General features: G+C 68.7%; 12 protein-coding genes and 2 pseudogenes. 13 read left to right on the plus strand and 1 reads right to left on the minus strand.

Annotated elements, in window-relative coordinates:
- Nucleotides 1–311: 311 nt before the first annotated feature.
- Together AC5Y4N_RS14695 and AC5Y4N_RS14700 are read left to right on the plus strand one after the other, a co-directional pair.
- A pseudogene (locus AC5Y4N_RS14695) lies at nucleotides 312–545 on the plus strand (transglycosylase family protein); the annotation flags it as partial.
- Between the two features lie 179 nt (nucleotides 546–724).
- Nucleotides 725–1,210 (plus strand): transglycosylase family protein, encoded by a 486-nt coding sequence (locus AC5Y4N_RS14700; RefSeq protein ID WP_499911284.1) that lies wholly within the window; start codon nucleotides 725–727, stop codon nucleotides 1,208–1,210.
- Nucleotides 1,211–1,259: 49 nt separating this feature from the next.
- Here the strand turns inward: AC5Y4N_RS14700 and AC5Y4N_RS14705 are convergent, their stop codons facing one another.
- Entirely contained in the window at nucleotides 1,260–2,426 is a 1,167-nt protein-coding gene (locus AC5Y4N_RS14705; protein WP_499911253.1) for an FAD-dependent oxidoreductase, read from the minus strand.
- A 23-nt stretch (nucleotides 2,427–2,449) separates the two neighbouring features.
- Here AC5Y4N_RS14705 and AC5Y4N_RS14710 point away from each other — a divergent pair, with 23 nt between their 5' ends.
- From AC5Y4N_RS14710 to AC5Y4N_RS14760, 11 genes and pseudogenes are all read left to right on the plus strand, one after another.
- Nucleotides 2,450–3,706: a saccharopine dehydrogenase family protein gene (locus tag AC5Y4N_RS14710; protein WP_499911251.1), complete on the plus strand. Its 1,257-nt coding sequence runs from the start codon at nucleotides 2,450–2,452 to the stop codon at nucleotides 3,704–3,706.
- A 69-nt stretch (nucleotides 3,707–3,775) separates the two neighbouring features.
- Nucleotides 3,776–6,430, plus strand: a complete 2,655-nt coding sequence (locus AC5Y4N_RS14715; RefSeq protein WP_499911250.1) for a valine--tRNA ligase — start codon at nucleotides 3,776–3,778, stop codon at nucleotides 6,428–6,430.
- Complete coding sequence (gene folC / locus AC5Y4N_RS14720) at nucleotides 6,427–7,830, plus strand: bifunctional tetrahydrofolate synthase/dihydrofolate synthase (RefSeq protein WP_499911248.1); 1,404 nt, start codon at nucleotides 6,427–6,429, stop codon at nucleotides 7,828–7,830. Before AC5Y4N_RS14715 ends, folC begins: the two co-directional genes overlap by 4 nt.
- Before the next feature lie 35 nt (nucleotides 7,831–7,865).
- The gene (locus AC5Y4N_RS14725; protein ID WP_499911282.1) at nucleotides 7,866–8,213 is read left to right on the plus strand and encodes a DUF4233 domain-containing protein; all 348 of its coding nucleotides are present in this window, start codon (nucleotides 7,866–7,868) and stop codon (nucleotides 8,211–8,213) included.
- 10 nt (nucleotides 8,214–8,223) lie between these two features.
- Nucleotides 8,224–8,631, plus strand: coding sequence for a nucleoside-diphosphate kinase (ndk, locus tag AC5Y4N_RS14730; RefSeq protein ID WP_499911245.1), 408 nt, complete (start codon nucleotides 8,224–8,226; stop codon nucleotides 8,629–8,631).
- 250 nt (nucleotides 8,632–8,881) lie between these two features.
- Nucleotides 8,882–11,413 (plus strand): annotated as a pseudogene (rne, locus tag AC5Y4N_RS14735) (ribonuclease E); the annotation flags it as partial.
- Between the two features lie 184 nt (nucleotides 11,414–11,597).
- Nucleotides 11,598–11,906 carry a 50S ribosomal protein L21 gene (rplU, locus tag AC5Y4N_RS14740; protein ID WP_499911243.1) on the plus strand — a complete coding sequence of 103 codons (309 nt, stop codon included), beginning with the start codon at nucleotides 11,598–11,600 and terminating at the stop codon, nucleotides 11,904–11,906.
- 16 nt (nucleotides 11,907–11,922) lie between these two features.
- Complete coding sequence (rpmA, locus tag AC5Y4N_RS14745; protein WP_499911241.1) at nucleotides 11,923–12,180, plus strand: 50S ribosomal protein L27; 258 nt, start codon at nucleotides 11,923–11,925, stop codon at nucleotides 12,178–12,180.
- Nucleotides 12,181–12,263: 83 nt separating this feature from the next.
- Entirely contained in the window at nucleotides 12,264–13,712 is a 1,449-nt protein-coding gene (gene obgE / locus AC5Y4N_RS14750; protein WP_499911239.1) for a GTPase ObgE, read from the plus strand.
- The gene (gene proB / locus AC5Y4N_RS14755; protein ID WP_499911237.1) at nucleotides 13,709–14,818 is read left to right on the plus strand and encodes a glutamate 5-kinase; all 1,110 of its coding nucleotides are present in this window, start codon (nucleotides 13,709–13,711) and stop codon (nucleotides 14,816–14,818) included. The genes obgE and proB overlap by 4 nt, the downstream gene beginning before the upstream one ends.
- Nucleotides 14,819–14,899: 81 nt before the next feature.
- On the plus strand, nucleotides 14,900–15,895 hold the full coding sequence (locus tag AC5Y4N_RS14760; RefSeq protein WP_499911235.1) for an Acg family FMN-binding oxidoreductase: 996 nt from the start codon (nucleotides 14,900–14,902) through the stop codon (nucleotides 15,893–15,895).
- Nucleotides 15,896–15,898 lie beyond the last annotated feature (3 nt).

A 15,898-nucleotide genomic window follows, 5' to 3' on the forward strand; every position in this document is an offset into this window, starting at 1 on the left:
AACCTGCGTGTGTGGGGCCACTGGGAGGCTTGCGACTGATCGCGTCGCCTCCGTCGGCCACCGGGACACCGTGGCCCGGTGAGACGAATCTTGTCTCCCTGTCGCGCCTGACCGAGACGGCGCGATTCGAGGAAGCACCCCGCCCCTCCTGGGGCGCTTACGTCCGCTTCGGCGGGCGTCCTTGGCGCGCGCTTGGCGAAAGGAATGATGTGAACAACCTCCGCAAGGTGATCACGAAGGTGATTACAGGGGCCGCCGTCACCGGCGGGCTCGTCGCTGCACCGTTGGCGATGTCGACGGCGACCGCGCAGGCGGACAGCGTGAACTGGGACGCCATCGCGGCTTGTGAGTCGGGCGGCAACTGGTCGATCAACACCGGCAACGGCTATGCCGGCGGCCTGCAGTTCACGCCGAGCACCTGGCGGGCCAACGGCGGCACCGGCTCGTCGGCGCAGGCCTCGCGCGAGGAGCAGATCCGGGTCGCGGAGAACGTTCTGCGCTCGCAGGGGCTCGGCGCGTGGCCGGTGTGCGGCAAGCGCGGCTGAGAAAACGCTGATGTAGAGGCGGGCGGTGTCGAAGAGTTTCGACACCGCCCGCCTCTTTTGCAAATCTCTTAACTCTAAAAACATTTCTTATCAGCGGTCTCCTGAGTAACACCTGCCCATGTGGTCCCGATCACCCCATCGACCAATGTTTCGGGGGCTTTGGGAAAGGGACCGCGATGATGGGGATCCGCAAGACGATCACAATGGCCGCCTTCGCCGGTGCACTACTGAGCGCGCCGCTGGCACTGTCCTCCGCCACCGCTCACGCCGACACCGTCAACTGGGACGCGATCGCGCAGTGCGAGTCGGGCGGCAACTGGGCCAGCAACTCCGGCAACGGCCACTTCGGCGGTCTCCAGTTCAAGCAGGCAACCTGGACGGCAAACGGCGGTGTCGGCTCACCGGCCGGCGCCAGCCGCGAAGAGCAGATCCGGGTCGCCGAGAACGTGCTGCGCACGCAGGGGCTCGGTGCGTGGCCGAAGTGCGGCGCCTACGCCGGCAGCCCCATGCCTGCCGTGAATCGCACCGCTCAGGCGCCGGCCGTCCGCACCGTGTCTGCGACCACCGGCTGCCAGAATGTCGGCAGCCTGGCCGGGATCAGGCTCGATCTGCTGTGCACCACACTCACCGCTCCATTGCAGGTCTTGGGCGGCCCCGTTCGCTGACACCGGGGTCCGCCGCCCCGACCACACGGACGCCCCATTTCGGCGTGCGTCATGCCGGCTGCGCGTCGCGGTCGGTGGGCATGGCGAACGCGCCCCTGGAGGCGATCCCGGCGAGATGGCGGGTCACCAGGGCCTCGGGCACCAGCACGCTGGCACGCGTCGCGACGGCCGAGAGCATGGGTGGGCGCAGGTTGACGATCCGCCCGAGCACCGCCGATTCCCGGATCAGCGGCGTGACGCGCGGCTTGCGGAACGCGGCGAATTGGGCGAACGCGACGGTCAGATCGTCGGCGTTGCCGGCGAACGCGGCGAGGATCGCGGCGTCCTCCAGCCCTTGGCAGCCGCCCTGGCCCAGATGCGGGCGCATCGGATGCGCAGCGTCGCCGACGAGCACGATCGGGCCTTTCGCCCATACTTTCGCTGGGGTGCGGTCGTAGAGGTCGTGGCGCAGCACCACCGCGGGATCCGTGGTGGCGAGGATGTCCGGGATGGGTTGCGCCCATGACGAATATCTGCGGCGCAGATAGGCCAGCTCGCCCTCGGCGGCCGCCGCGCCTTCGGTAGCGCGTTCGGTGGCGAACCAGTACGTGTGCGCGGAGCCCATCGGAACATGCCCGAATTCGACGCCGGGGCCCATGGTCTCGCCTGCCAGATCCGGGTCGATAGAGCAGTCCGCCACCCCGCGCCAGGCGGTGTACCCGGTGTAGGTGTCGGCGAGCGGACCGTTGAGGTGGCGCGCGGTCAGCGAGCGGGTGCCGTCGGCGCCGACGAGCGCGTCGGCGTCCTCCGTCCCGCCGGACAGCGCCAACCGGACACCACCTGCGGTTTCTTCAATACCGGTGAGCGCTACGCCGCGGCGCACCGTGCCCTCGGTCAGCGCGTTCTCCAGGATGCGTGTGAGCGCAGCGCGCTGGATCACCACCAGCGGCTCGCCGAGCGCCCGGATCATCCGATCCCGATGTGGGCGGCGCACCCATGTGCCGTCGCGCCAGCGCATCGCGCCGGCGGTGACGCGGCCGCCGGCGGCACGGACTGCGTCGCCGAGGCCTATCTGGTCGAGCGCTGCAAGGGCGTTGGGCCAGATGCTGATGCCGGCGCCGCTGGAGGTGTCAGTGCGTTCCTCGATCACCGTGACGTCAAAGCCGCGCCGCTGCAGCGCCACCGCGGCCCCCAGCCCTGCGATGCCCGCTCCCACCACCACGACCCGTCTCGGCATGGGCACGACTGTAGTTTCAACACATGACCGCAGCGGAGCGTGAACTAGACATCGTCGTGTACGGCGCCACCGGGTTCGTCGGAAAGCTGACCGCGCAGTATCTGGCCAGCGCCGGTTCGGGGGCTCGCATCGGGCTGGCGGGCCGCTCCACCGACAAGCTGCGTGCGGTCCGAGACTCGCTCGGCGAAGCGGCGAAGGAGTGGCCGCTGGTGACTGCCGACGCGTCGCAGCCGTCCACTCTGAAAGCGATGGCCGCGCGCACCCGCGTCGTCGTCACCACTGTCGGGCCTTACGCGAAGTACGGCCTTCCGCTGGTCGAAGCCTGCGCCGAAGCCGGCACCGACTACGCCGACCTCACCGGCGAGCCGCAGTTCATCCGCAAGAGCATCGACCTGTTCCACAAGCAGGCCGTCGACACCGGCGCGCGCATTGTGCACGCGTGCGGTTTCGACTCGATACCGTCCGATCTGACCGTGTACGCCCTCTACCGCAAGGCGGCCGAGGACGGCACCGGCGAATTGACTGACACCACGTTCGTGCTGCGCGGGATGTCCGGGGGGCTGTCGGGGGGAACGATCGCCTCGATACTCGAGGTGATGCGCGACTCGTCGACCAACCCCGAAGTGCGGCGCATGCTTGCCGACCCGTATCTGCTCTCGCCCGACCGGCCCGCAGAACCAGATCTGGGAGCACAACCGGACAACACGTTGCGCCGAGGCCGCGACATCGCTCCCGAACTCGCCGGCCTGTGGACCACCGGCTTCGTGATGGCGCTGCCCAACACCCGAACTGTGCGGCGCAGTAACGCGCTGATGGGCTGGCCGTACGGCCGGCGGTTCCGATACTCCGAGGTGATGAGCGTCGGGACGTCGCCGGTCGCGCCGGTTCTGGCAGCGGTCGCGACGGGCGGTACGGCGGTCGCAACCGGCCTCGGCAGCCGGTTCTTCCGATTCCTTCCGCAGCGGCTCGTCGAGCGAGTGGTCCCGAAGCCGGGCACCGGGCCCAGCGAGACCGCCCGAGAACGCGGCTACTACAAGGTGGAGACCTACAGCACCACGACGACGGGCGCCCGGTACGTGGCGAGGATGACGCAGCAGGGTGACCCCGGCTACAAGGCCACCTCGGTGCTGCTGGGTGAGAGCGCTCTGGCGCTCGCATTCGACCGCGACAAGCTGTCGGAGCTGCGCGGTGTGCTGACGCCGGCCGCCGCGATGGGTGACGCGCTGCTGGCGCGCTTCCCGGGCGCGGGTGTGTCACTGGAGACCGTCCGCCTGGCCTGACAGCGGTTTCACCTGCGCGCCCAGTAGCCGCTTTCGCGCCGGGTCACCGGGCATTCCTAGAATTGACCGGTGACCCCCCGACCCACTTCGCCGGCTGCCGACGCCCTGCCCAAGGCATGGGACCCGGCCGCTGCTGAAAGCGAGCTGTACCAGAGCTGGGTCGACGCCGGGTACTTCACCGCCGACCCCCACAGCAAAAAGCCCGCGTACTCGATCGTGCTGCCGCCACCTAACGTCACGGGCAGCCTGCACATGGGCCATGCGCTGGATCACACGCTGATGGACGCGCTCACCCGGCGCAAGCGCATGCAGGGCTACGAGGTCCTGTGGCTACCCGGTATGGATCACGCGGGTATCGCCACCCAAAGCGTGGTCGAAAAGCAGCTCGCGGCGGACGGCAAGACCAAAGAGGACTTCGGCCGCGAGCTGTTCATCCAGAAGGTGTGGGACTGGAAGCACGACTCGGGCGGCACCATCGGCGCGCAGATGCGGCGGCTGGGCGACGGTGTCGACTGGACCCGCGACCGGTTCACGATGGACGAGGGCCTGTCGCGGGCGGTGCGCACGATCTTCAAGCGGCTCTACGACGCGGGCCTGATCTACCGGGCCGAGCGGCTGGTGAACTGGTCGCCGGTGCTGCAGACAGCGATCTCGGACTTAGAGGTCAAGTACGAAGACATTCCGGGCGAGCTGGTTTCGTTCAGGTACGGCTCGCTTCGCGACGACGAGCCGCACATCGTCGTCGCCACCACTCGGGTCGAGACAATGCTGGGCGACACCGCAATCGCGGTGCATCCCGACGACGAGCGCTACCGCGATCTGGTGGGCACCACGCTGCCGCACCCGTTCCTCGACCGCAAGCTGGTGATCGTCGCCGACGAGCACGTCGACCCCGAATTCGGCACGGGCGCAGTCAAAGTCACCCCGGCTCACGACCCCAACGACTTCGAGATCGGCCTGCGGCACAAGCTGCCGATGCCGACGATCATGGACACGCGTGGCCGAATTGCCGACACCGGAACGGTTTTCGACGGGATGGACCGGTTCGAGGCCAGGGTCAAGGTGCGCGAGGCGCTGGCCGAGCAGGGCCGCATCGTCGAGGAGAAGCGGCCCTACATCCACAGCGTCGGGCATTCCGAGCGCAGCGGCGAACCGATCGAGCCGCGCCTGTCGATGCAATGGTGGGTGAAGGTCGAGTCGCTGGCCAAAGCCGCCGGTGACGCAGTTCGCAACGGCGACATCGTGATTCACCCGGCCAGCCTCGAATCCCGCTGGTTCGCGTGGATCGACAACATGCACGACTGGTGCATCTCGCGCCAGCTGTGGTGGGGTCACCGCATCCCGATCTGGCACGGGCCCGAGGGGCAAATGGTGTGCGTGGGGCCCGACGAGACTCCGCCGCAGGGCTGGGACCAGGACCCCGACGTGCTCGATACCTGGTTCAGCTCTGCGCTGTGGCCGTTCTCGACGATGGGCTGGCCCGACCACACCCCCGAATTGCGCACGTTCTATCCCACCGACGTGCTGGTCACCGGCTACGACATCCTGTTCTTCTGGGTTGCGCGGATGGTGATGTTCGGAATGTTCGTCGCCGACGACGACGCGATCACGCTCGGCGGCGAACGCGGTCCGCAGGTCCCATTCGAGAATGTCTTCCTGCACGGGCTGATTCGCGACGAGTACGGCCGCAAGATGAGCAAGTCGCGCGGCAACGGCATCGATCCGCTGGATTGGGTGGAGATGTTCGGCGCCGACGCGCTGCGGTTCACGCTGGCGCGCGGTGCCAGTCCGGGCGGTGACCTGTCGATCGGCGAGGACCATGCCAGGGCGTCCCGCAACTTCGTCACCAAGTTGTTCAATGCCACCCGGTTCGCGTTGATCAATGGTGCTGGCCCGGCTGCTCTGCCCGACGACGGCTGGCTCACCGACGCCGACCGCTGGATTCTCGGCCGCATGGAAGAGGTTCGCGCCGAGGTCGATTCGGCGCTGGACGGCTACGAGTTCAACCGCGCCTGCGAAGCGCTGTACCACTTTGCGTGGGACGAGTTCTGCGACTGGTATGTCGAATTGGCCAAAGTCCAACTGGCCGAAGGCATCTACCACACCACCGCCGTGCTGGCGGAAGTGCTCGACACGCTGCTGCGGTTGCTGCATCCGGTGATGCCGTTCGTTACCGAGGCATTGTGGAAGGCGCTCACCGGTGGCGAATCGCTGGTGATTGCGGAGTGGCCGAAGCCGTCCGGCCGGGTGCTGAATCCCTCTGCTGCAGGCCGGATTTCGGACATGCAGAAGCTTGTGACTGAGGTGCGCCGGTTCCGCAGCGACCAGGGGCTGGCCGACCGCCAGAAGGTGCCCGCGCGGCTGGTGGGCGTGGACGCCGCCGACCTGACCGGTCAAGTGTCGGCGGTGTCGTCGCTGGCATGGCTGACCGAGGCGAAGGGCGACTTCACGCCCTCAGCGTCGGTCGAGGTGCGACTCGCGGGCGGCACCGTGACCGTCGAAGTGGACACCTCGGGGACCGTCGACGTCGAGGCCGAGCGGCGCAGGCTCGAAAAAGATTTGGCCGCAGCGCAAAAGGAGCTGACGCAGACCTCGGCCAAGCTCGACAACAAGCAGTTCCTGTCGAAGGCGCCGGCTGACATCGTCGACAAGATCCGCAACCGTCAGCAATTCGCGCGGGAAGAGGTCGAGCGCATTACGAACCGGCTCGCATCGCTCGGATGAGCCTCGATCCCACCCCCGACGAGGCTGCCGCACTGCTTCAAGTCGAGCATCTGCTGGACCAGCGCTGGCCGGAGACCAAGATCGAGCCCAGTCTCGCCCGCATCAGTGCGCTGATGGATCTGCTGGGCTCGCCGCAACGCAGCTACCCGTCGATTCACATCGCCGGCACCAACGGCAAGACATCGGTGGCCAGGATCGTCGACGCGTTGTTGACTGCGCTGAACCGGCGCACCGGCCGCACCACCAGTCCGCATCTGCAGTCGGCGGTGGAACGCATCGCGATCGACGGCGAGCCGATCACCCCGGCGCGCTACGTGGAGGTGTACCGCGAGATCGAGCCGTTCGTGCAGATGGTGGACGCGCAGTCGCAAGCGGCGGGCGGGCCGGCGATGAGCAAGTTCGAGGTGGTCACCGCGATGGCGTTCGCCGCGTTCGCCGACGCGCCCGTCGACGTCGCCGTCATCGAAGTGGGGATGGGCGGGCGCTGGGACGCCACCAATGTGGTCAACGCGCCGGTCGCCGTCATCACCCCGATCAGCATCGACCACACCGACTATCTGGGTCACTCCGTCGCCGAGATCGCCAGCGAGAAGGCCGGCATCATCACCCGCCAGCCGGAATCGTTGGATCCCACCGACACCGTCGCCGTGATCGGCCGTCAACTTCCTGCAGCAATGGAGGTGCTGCTGGCGCAGACCGTGCGCGCGGATGCCGCTGTGGCGCGGGAGGATTCGGAGTTCGCGGTGCTGGAGCGCCAAATCGCCGTTGGGGGCCAGCTGCTGACGTTGCAGGGCTTGGGTGGGGTGTACTCCGACATCTTCTTGCCGCTGCACGGCGAGCATCAGGCACACAACGCGGCGATCGCGCTGGCCGCGGTGGAGGCGTTTTTCGGTGCCGGAGCGCAGCGCCAACTCGACGTCGACGCCGTGCGCGCCGGCTTCGCCGCGGTCAAGAGCCCCGGGCGGCTGGAACGTGTCCGCTCGGCGCCGACTGTATTGCTGGACGCGGCGCACAACCCGGCCGGCGCAGCGGCACTGGCGCACACGCTGCAGAGCGAGTTCGACTTCCGCTATCTGGTCGGGGTGGTCGCAGTGATGGCCGACAAGGACGTCGCCGGCATTCTCGGGGCGCTGGAACCGGTGTTCGACCAGATCGTCGTCACCCACAACGGATCCCCGCGCGGTCTTGACATCGACGTGCTCACCGACGCGGCCGTCGAGCGCTTCGGGCCCGACCGCGTGGTGCGGGCGGCCACACTCGTCGACGCGATCGAGACGGCCACTGCGCTGGTGGAGGAGGCCGGTACAGGCGACGGCTTCGCCGGGGCAGGCATTGTGATCACCGGATCGGTGGTCACCGCGGGTGCCGCCCGGACGCTGTTCGGAAAGGACCCGGCGTGACGCAGCCCGACCCGTGGAAGAGCTTCCGTGGCGTGATGGCCGGTGTGCTGCTGCTTGAGGCGGTGGTGGTCTTGCTCGCGCTTCCGGTGGTGCTGGTGGTGGGCCATTCGGTGCTGGAAAGCACCGGCACGTATTTGATCGCGGTAGCGGCCGTGCTCGTGGTGTTGCCCGCGCTGCAGCGCCACAGCTGGGCGATCTGGCTGAACCTGGGGGTGCAGCTGGTGCTGCTGGCCGGGTTCTTCGTGGATCCGGCAATCGGGTTCATCGGCGTGCTGTTCACCGCGGTGTGGCTGCTGCTGGCTTACCTGCGCGCCGAGGTGTTGCGCCGCCAGCAGCGGGGGCTGCTGCCCGGCCAGCAGCCCCCGCCCGACGGGCTCGACTAATCTGGCCGCCGTGGAGCGCACCCTTGTGTTGATCAAGCCCGACGGTGTCCAGCGCGGGCTGGTGGGGGAGATCATCGGCCGCATCGAGCGCAAGGGTCTGTCGCTGGCGGCGTTGGAGCTGAGGTCTGTGAGCGACGAGCTGGCCCGCCAGCACTACGCCGAACACGACGGCAAACCGTTCTTCGATTCGCTGCTGGAGTTCATCACCTCGGGGCCCGTGGTGGCCGCGGTCGTCGAAGGCCCGCGGGCGGTGGCGGCGTTCCGGCAGATCGCCGGCGGCACGGATCCGGTCGAGAAGGCCGCACCGGGCAGTATCCGCGCCGACTTCGCGCTGGAGACGCAGTACAACCTGGTCCACGGGTCCGATTCCGCGGAGTCCGCGGCCCGCGAAATCGCGTTGTGGTTCCCGGATCGATAGCAGTTGGCCGTGTGCTGGCGGTCGTATGGGATACTGGGCGCGGGTAGCCGGCGCCACACGGTGCTGACGACCCGAATGAAGACTTAGACGAGCGCGACGATCGCGGCCTCTGCGATGCGGCGCGGACCGTCACAGCCGTCATTCGCACCAGGTGCCGAGAGCTTCCGGGCCACTCGGCGCGAAGACCTACAACACTCGGGACCAGCGCCCGGGTTCATAGCGATAGCCCTCGCGTGGCCGCGTCTGTGGACGCGCCCGGGGGCTTCTAGGAGATTACGTGGCCGACGATGACCAAATCCTTGATCAGCCCGACAGCAGCGCACCGCCGGAGGTGTCACCGGACCCGTCCAGCGTCGATGCGCTGACTCCGGTGCCCGACGACGGGCAGCACGATCCGCCGGATTACATGCCGCTGTTCGTCGCTCCGCAGCCCATCGAGCGCGAGGACACCGACGACCAGGACGACGACGAGGACGACGACGAGTCTGACGACGTCGACTCGGCCGACGGCGAGCCGTCCGAGCGGCCGTCCAGCCGGCGGCGCCGCCGCGGGCGGCGCGGACGTGGACGTGGGCGCGGCGAGCAGGGCAGCGGTGAGGATTCCGACGACGACGGCGATTCCGGCGAGGCCGAGGCTGAGGCCGACGGGGAGGAGTCCGACGAGGGCGACGACGAGAACGGCGACGACGAGTCGACGGCGGCCGAGGGGACGACCCGGCGGCGTCGCCGTCGCCGCCGCCGCAAGGCCGGGTCAGGACCCGGCGACGATTCCGCCGGCAACGGCTCGTCCGACGACCCGCCGAATACCGTTGTCCACGAACGTGTTCCCCGCAGTTCCGGCAAATCTGACCAGGACGACAACGAGATCCAGGGCATCACCGGGTCCACTCGGCTCGAGGCCAAGCGGCAGCGCCGCCGCGACGGCCGCGACGCGGGCCGCCGTCGCCCACCGATCCTTTCCGAGGCCGAGTTCCTGGCCCGCCGCGAAGCCGTCGAGCGGGTGATGGTGGTGCGCGACAAGGTGCGCACGGAGCCGCCTCATGAAGGCGCCCGCTACACGCAGATCGCTGTGCTCGAGGACGGCGTGCTCGTCGAGCACTTCGTCACGTCCGCGGCGTCGGTCTCGTTGGTCGGCAACATCTACCTCGGCATCGTGCAGAACGTGCTGCCGTCGATGGAGGCCGCGTTCGTCGACATCGGCCGCGGCCGCAACGGGGTGCTGTATGCGGGCGAAGTCAATTGGGATGCAGCGGGTTTGGGCGGCACCAACCGCAAGATCGAGCAGGCGCTGCGGCCCGGTGACTACGTCGTCGTCCAGGTCAGCAAGGATCCGGTGGGGCACAAGGGCGCACGGCTGACCACGCAGGTGTCGCTGGCCGGCCGCTACCTGGTCTATGTGCCGGGCGCGTCGTCGACGGGGATCAGCCGCAAGCTGCCCGACACCGAACGGCAGCGGCTCAAGGAGATCCTGCGCGAGGTGGTGCCCTCTGATGCGGGCGTGATCATCCGCACCGCGTCGGAGGGCGTCAAGGAAGAGGACATCCGCGCGGACGTGAACCGGCTGCAGGAGCGCTGGAAGCAGATCGAGGCCCAGGCCCAGGAGGTCAAAGCCAACGCCGCCGGCGCCGCGGTGGCGCTCTACGAAGAGCCCGACGTGCTGGTCAAGGTGATCCGCGACCTGTTCAACGAAGACTTCTCGAGGCTGGTCGTATCCGGCGACGAGGCCTGGAACACCATCAATTCTTACGTCAATTCCGTTGCGCCAGATTTACTTCCGCGGTTGACCAAGTACGAGCCCGCGTCGCCGGACGGGCCTGACGTGTTCGCCGTGCACCGCATCGACGAGCAGCTGACCAAGGCGATGGACCGCAAGGTGTGGTTGCCCTCGGGCGGCACTCTGGTGATCGACCGGACAGAGGCAATGACGGTCGTCGACGTCAACACTGGCAAGTTCACCGGCTCGGGCGGCAACCTGGAGGAGACCGTCACCCGCAACAACCTGGAGGCGGCCGAGGAGATCGTGCGACAGCTGCGGCTGCGCGACATCGGCGGCATCGTGGTGATCGACTTCATCGACATGGTGCTGGAGTCCAACCGCGACCTGGTGCTGCGCCGGCTCACCGAGGCGCTGGCCCGCGACCGCACCCGGCACCAGGTGTCGGAGGTGACGTCGCTGGGGCTGGTGCAGCTGACCCGAAAGCGGTTGGGCACCGGGCTGATCGAAGCGTTCTCGACGCCCTGTCCGCACTGCGGCGGCCGCGGGATCCTGCTGCACACGGACCCGGTGGAGTCCAGTCCGGCGCGCAAGGAAGGCGGCGGCCGGCGTGGCAAGCGTTCCCGCAAGGCCCGCGCCGACGAGCCCGCGATCGCGAAGGTGCCCGCGCATGCGCCGGGCGAGCACCCGCTGTTCAAGGCGATGGCGGCGGCCCGCAGCGAAGACGGCGACGACGACGAGGGTTCGCAGAGCGCGGAATCGGTCGCTGAGCTGGAAGAAGCCGTGGTCGAACTCGCCGATGAAGACCTCGAAGACGAGGATCTGGACGGGTCGGACGAAGACGACGAGGACGACGAGGACGAGGACGACGATATCGACGTCGATCTCGACGAGGACGACGAAGACCTCGACGATGATCTGGAGATCGAGGTTTCGCGGGCGGATTCGGACGTGGACTCGGAGGGCCGCGACGACTCCCCGGCCGTCACGCCGGTGTCAGGTGCGGTGGCCCGCAGGCCCCGTCGGGCCGCGGCGCGTCCCGCCGGTCCGCCGAGTCACGATGGGTGAGCTGTCGTAGAGCCCGATTCTGTCGCTACGACAACCTCAGCGGACGTAACGACGCGGTTTGACCCTTTACTCGCTGGTCACGTACCCTTGACGGGTTGTCGCCAGGCCCTGTCAGCACACGGGGCGGTGGCAGAAACCCAGACCCGCGCGCCCCACGGGTAGCGCGCGCCCAGAAAGAGGACCGATGACGTACGCGATCGTGAAGACCGGTGGCAAGCAGTACAAGGTGTCGGCCGGTGACGTGGTCAAGGTCGAGAAGCTGGATGCCGAGCCGGGCGCCACGGTGAGCCTGCCCGTCGCGCTGGTGGTCGACGGCTCAGACGTCACCACCGACGCGGCCAAGCTCGCGAACGTCGCCGTCACCGGCGAGGTGCTCGAGCACACCAAAGGCCCCAAGATCCGCATCCACAAGTTCAAGAACAAGACCGGCTACCACAAGCGGCAGGGTCATCGCCAGCAGCTGACCGTCGTAAAAGTCACCGGGATCAACTAGCAGGAGGCGACGACAGATGGCACACAAGAAGGGCGCTTCCAGCTCACGCAACGGTCGTGACTCAGCCGCACAGCGGCTCGGCGTCAAGCGGTTCGGCGGCCAGATCGTCAAGGCCGGCGAGATTCTGGTCCGCCAGCGCGGCACTCACTTCCATCCCGGCGTCAACGTCGGGCGCGGCGGCGACGACACGCTGTTCGCCAAGGCCGCGGGTGCGGTCCAGTTCGGCGAGAAGCGCGGCCGCAAGACGGTCAGCATCGTCCCCGCGGGGGAGTGACGCGCGCCGAGAGCGACGTTTTGCAGGTCCGCCCTTGCGCGCTTCCTCTTCAGAACGTCACTTCTCGGTGAAAGGAACCACCGATGCCCAGGTTTGTCGACCGCGTCGTGATCCATGTGCGGGCCGGCAACGGCGGCAACGGCTGTGCGTCGGTGCACCGGGAGAAGTTCAAGCCCCTCGGCGGACCTGACGGCGGCAACGGCGGCCGCGGCGGCAGTGTCTATCTGCGGGTCGATCCGCAAGTGCACACGCTGCTGGACTTCCATTTCCACCCGCACGTCACCGCTCCGAACGGCAAGCAGGGTCAAGGCGGCAACCGCGACGGCGCGCACGGCGACGACCTCTACCTGAAGGTGCCCGACGGCACCGTGGTGCTCGACGAGCACGGCCGGCTGTTGGCCGACCTCGTGGGCGCGGGCACCACTTTCGAGGCGGCCAAGGGCGGCCGCGGCGGGCTGGGCAACGCGGCACTGGCGTCCCGCGCCCGGAAGGCGCCCGGCTTCGCGTTGCTCGGCGAGAAGGGACAGGCCCGCGACCTGACGCTGGAGCTCAAGACTGTCGCCGACGTCGGTCTGATCGGCTTCCCGTCCGCGGGCAAGTCGTCGCTGGTATCGGTGCTGTCGGCGGCCAAACCCAAGATCGCCGACTACCCGTTCACCACGCTGACTCCCAACCTCGGCGTGGTGTCGGCCGGTGAGCATTCCTTCACCGTCGCCGACGTGCCCGGGCTGATCCCCGGCGCGTCGCAAGGCCGGGGACTCGGCCTGGAATTCCTGCGGCACATCGAGCGCTGCGCGGTACTGGTTCACGTGGTCGACTGCGCCACTTTGGAACCCGGCCGTGATCCGGTGTCCGACATCGAGGCACTGGAAGCCGAGCTTGCCGCGTATTCGCCTACGCTGCAAGTGGATTCGGCACTCGTTGACTTGTCCGAGCGACCGCGTGCGGTGGTGCTGAACAAGATCGACGTGCCGGAGGCGCGGGAACTGGCGGACTTCGTCCGCGACGAAGTCAAGCGCCGCTTCGGCTGGCCGGTGTTCGAAGTGTCCACGCTTACTCGAGAAGGTCTGCGGCCGTTGGTGTTTGCGTTGTGGGACATGATTTCGGCGTACCGTGCCGCCCATCCCGCCGCACCTGCCCGGCGGCCGGTGATCAGGCCGGTGCCCGTCGACGACAGCGGCTTCACCGTCGAACGAGATCCCGAACACCCGGGAGCGTTCGTCGTCCACGGCGCCCGGCCCGAGCGCTGGGTGAACCAGACCGACTTCGACAACGACGAGGCCGTCGGCTACCTCGGCGACCGGCTGGCCCGGCTGGGCGTCGAGGACGAGCTGCTGCGGCTGGGCGCCACCCCGGGTTGCGAGGTGACCATCGGCGACGTGACGTTCGACTGGGAACCGCAAACCCCGGCCGGCGTCGACGTGACGCCCTCCGGACGCGGCACCGACGCCCGGCTCGACAGGACCGAGCGCATCTCGGCCGCCGAACGCAAAGCCGCGCGGCGTGAGCGCCGGCAGGGCGAACCGTCGTGAGCGCCCGCGAGGCGGTGCGCACCGCGCGCCGCGTCGTCGTCAAGATCGGCACCACGGCGCTGACCACGCCCACCGGGATGTTCGACGTGGCGCGGCTGGACCGGCTCGCCGACGCGATCGAAACCCGGATGAAGGCCGGCTCCGACGTCGTCATCGTGTCCTCGGGCGCCATCGCCGCCGGCCTGGAGCCGCTCGGATTGACCAGGCGGCCAACGGATTTGGCGACTAAGCAGGCGGCGGCCAGCGTCGGTCAGGTGGCGCTGGTGAACTCGTGGAGCGCTGCGTTCGCCCGCTACAACCGCACCGTGGGCCAAGTGCTGCTCACCGCCCACGACATCGCCCAGCGGGTACAACACACCAACGCCCAGCGAACGCTGGACAGGCTGCGGGCATTGCACGCGGTGGCGATCGTCAACGAGAACGACACCGTCGCCACCAACGAGATCCGCTTCGGCGACAACGACCGGCTGTCGGCGCTCGTCGCGCACCTGGTCGGGGCCGACGCGCTGGTGCTGCTGTCCGATGTCGACGGCCTATACGACTCGGACCCTCGCAAAGGCAACGCGCGGTTCATCCCCGAAGTCACCGGGCCGGGCGACCTCGAGGGCGTGGTGGCCGGCCGCGGCCACCACTTCGGCACCGGCGGCATGGCGTCCAAATTGTCCTCGGCGCTGTTGGCGTCGGACGCTGGGGTGCCGGTGCTGCTGGCCGCCGCCGACGACGCCGGCACGGCGCTCACCGACGCGTCGGTGGGCACGGTGTTCGCGCCGCGCGGGTCGCGAATGTCAGCCCGCCGGTTCTGGGTGCGCTACGCCGCCGAGACCACGGGCGCGCTCACTCTGGACCACGGGGCGGTGCGGGCGGTGGTCCAACAGCGCCGCTCGTTGCTGCCGGCGGGCATCACCGCGGTGGCGGGCCGGTTCTTCGGCGGCGACGTAGTGGAGCTACAAGGTCCCGACGGAACCGTGGTGGGGCGCGGCGTCGTGGCCTACGACGCCACCGAGCTGGCCGCGATGATCGGGCGCTCCACCTCGGAGCTGGCACCGGAGCTGCGCCGCCCGGTGGTGCACGCCGACGACTTGGTCGCCCTTCAGCCTCGTCAATAAGGGTCTTTCTTCCCTACCCGCCGCGACCGCCGGACGGCAGCCTATGAGCAGGTTCAACGGCAGGAGCAGGGAGTCCAGTCCATGAGCGCGCAGTTTCCCGACACCGGGACGATCGGTTCGGTGATGGAGCTTGCCACGCGCGCGCCGTCGGTGCACAACTCCCAGCCGTGGCGCTGGCGGGTGGGTCACCGCAGTTTGCACCTGTATGCCGACCCCAGCCGGCATCTGCGGAAGACGGACCCGGACCGCCGCGATCTGATGCTGTCCTGCGGTGCATCGCTGCATCACTGTGTGGTCGCTCTGGGGGCTCTGGGCTGGCAAGCCAAGGTGCAGCGGCTGCCGAACCCGGCTGACCCGAACCACCTTGCCGCGATCCATGTCTGGCGGCAGCCCGCCAACGAGCTGGACATCATGCTGGCTGCCGCCATCCCGCGGCGCCGGACCGACCGGCGCCATTACAGCTCCTGGCCGGTGCCGATCGCCGACATCGGTCTGATGGGTGCGCGAGCCGCGCGGGCCGGCGTGATGCTGCGTCAGGTGGAATCGCTGCCGAAGCTGCAAAGCGTTGTGGCACAAGCGGTTAGCGAGCACGCCACCGACCGCGAGTACCTGACTGAATTGACGGCCTGGAGCGGGCGGTACGGGTCGGTGGCCGGTGTGCCGGCCCGCAGTACGCCGCCGTCGGATCCGGCTGCCGTGATCCCGGGCCGCTTCTTCGCCGGGCCGGGGCTGGCTCAGCCCGACGGCGTGGCGCCCGCCGAGGACAACGCCGTGGTGCTGGCGCTGGGCACCAAGGACGACAGCCAGCTGTCGCGCCTGCGCGCCGGCGAGGCCACGAGCCTGGTGTTGCTGACGGCCACTGCGCAGGGCCTGGCGAGTTGCCCGGTCACCGAACCGCTGGAGATTCCGGCGACTCGGGCTGCGGTGCAGGAGGACGTCTTCGGCGACAGCGGCTATCCGCAGATGTTGCTTCGCGTCGGCTGGGCGGCGGTCAACGCCGAACCGCTGCCGGCCACCCCGCGCCGCCCCCTGTCCGACGTGGTCGAGTGGCTGGACAGCGAGGCGCCGGCGGTCTGACGC

This window comes from Mycobacterium sp. NGS19 (assembly GCF_059813155.1).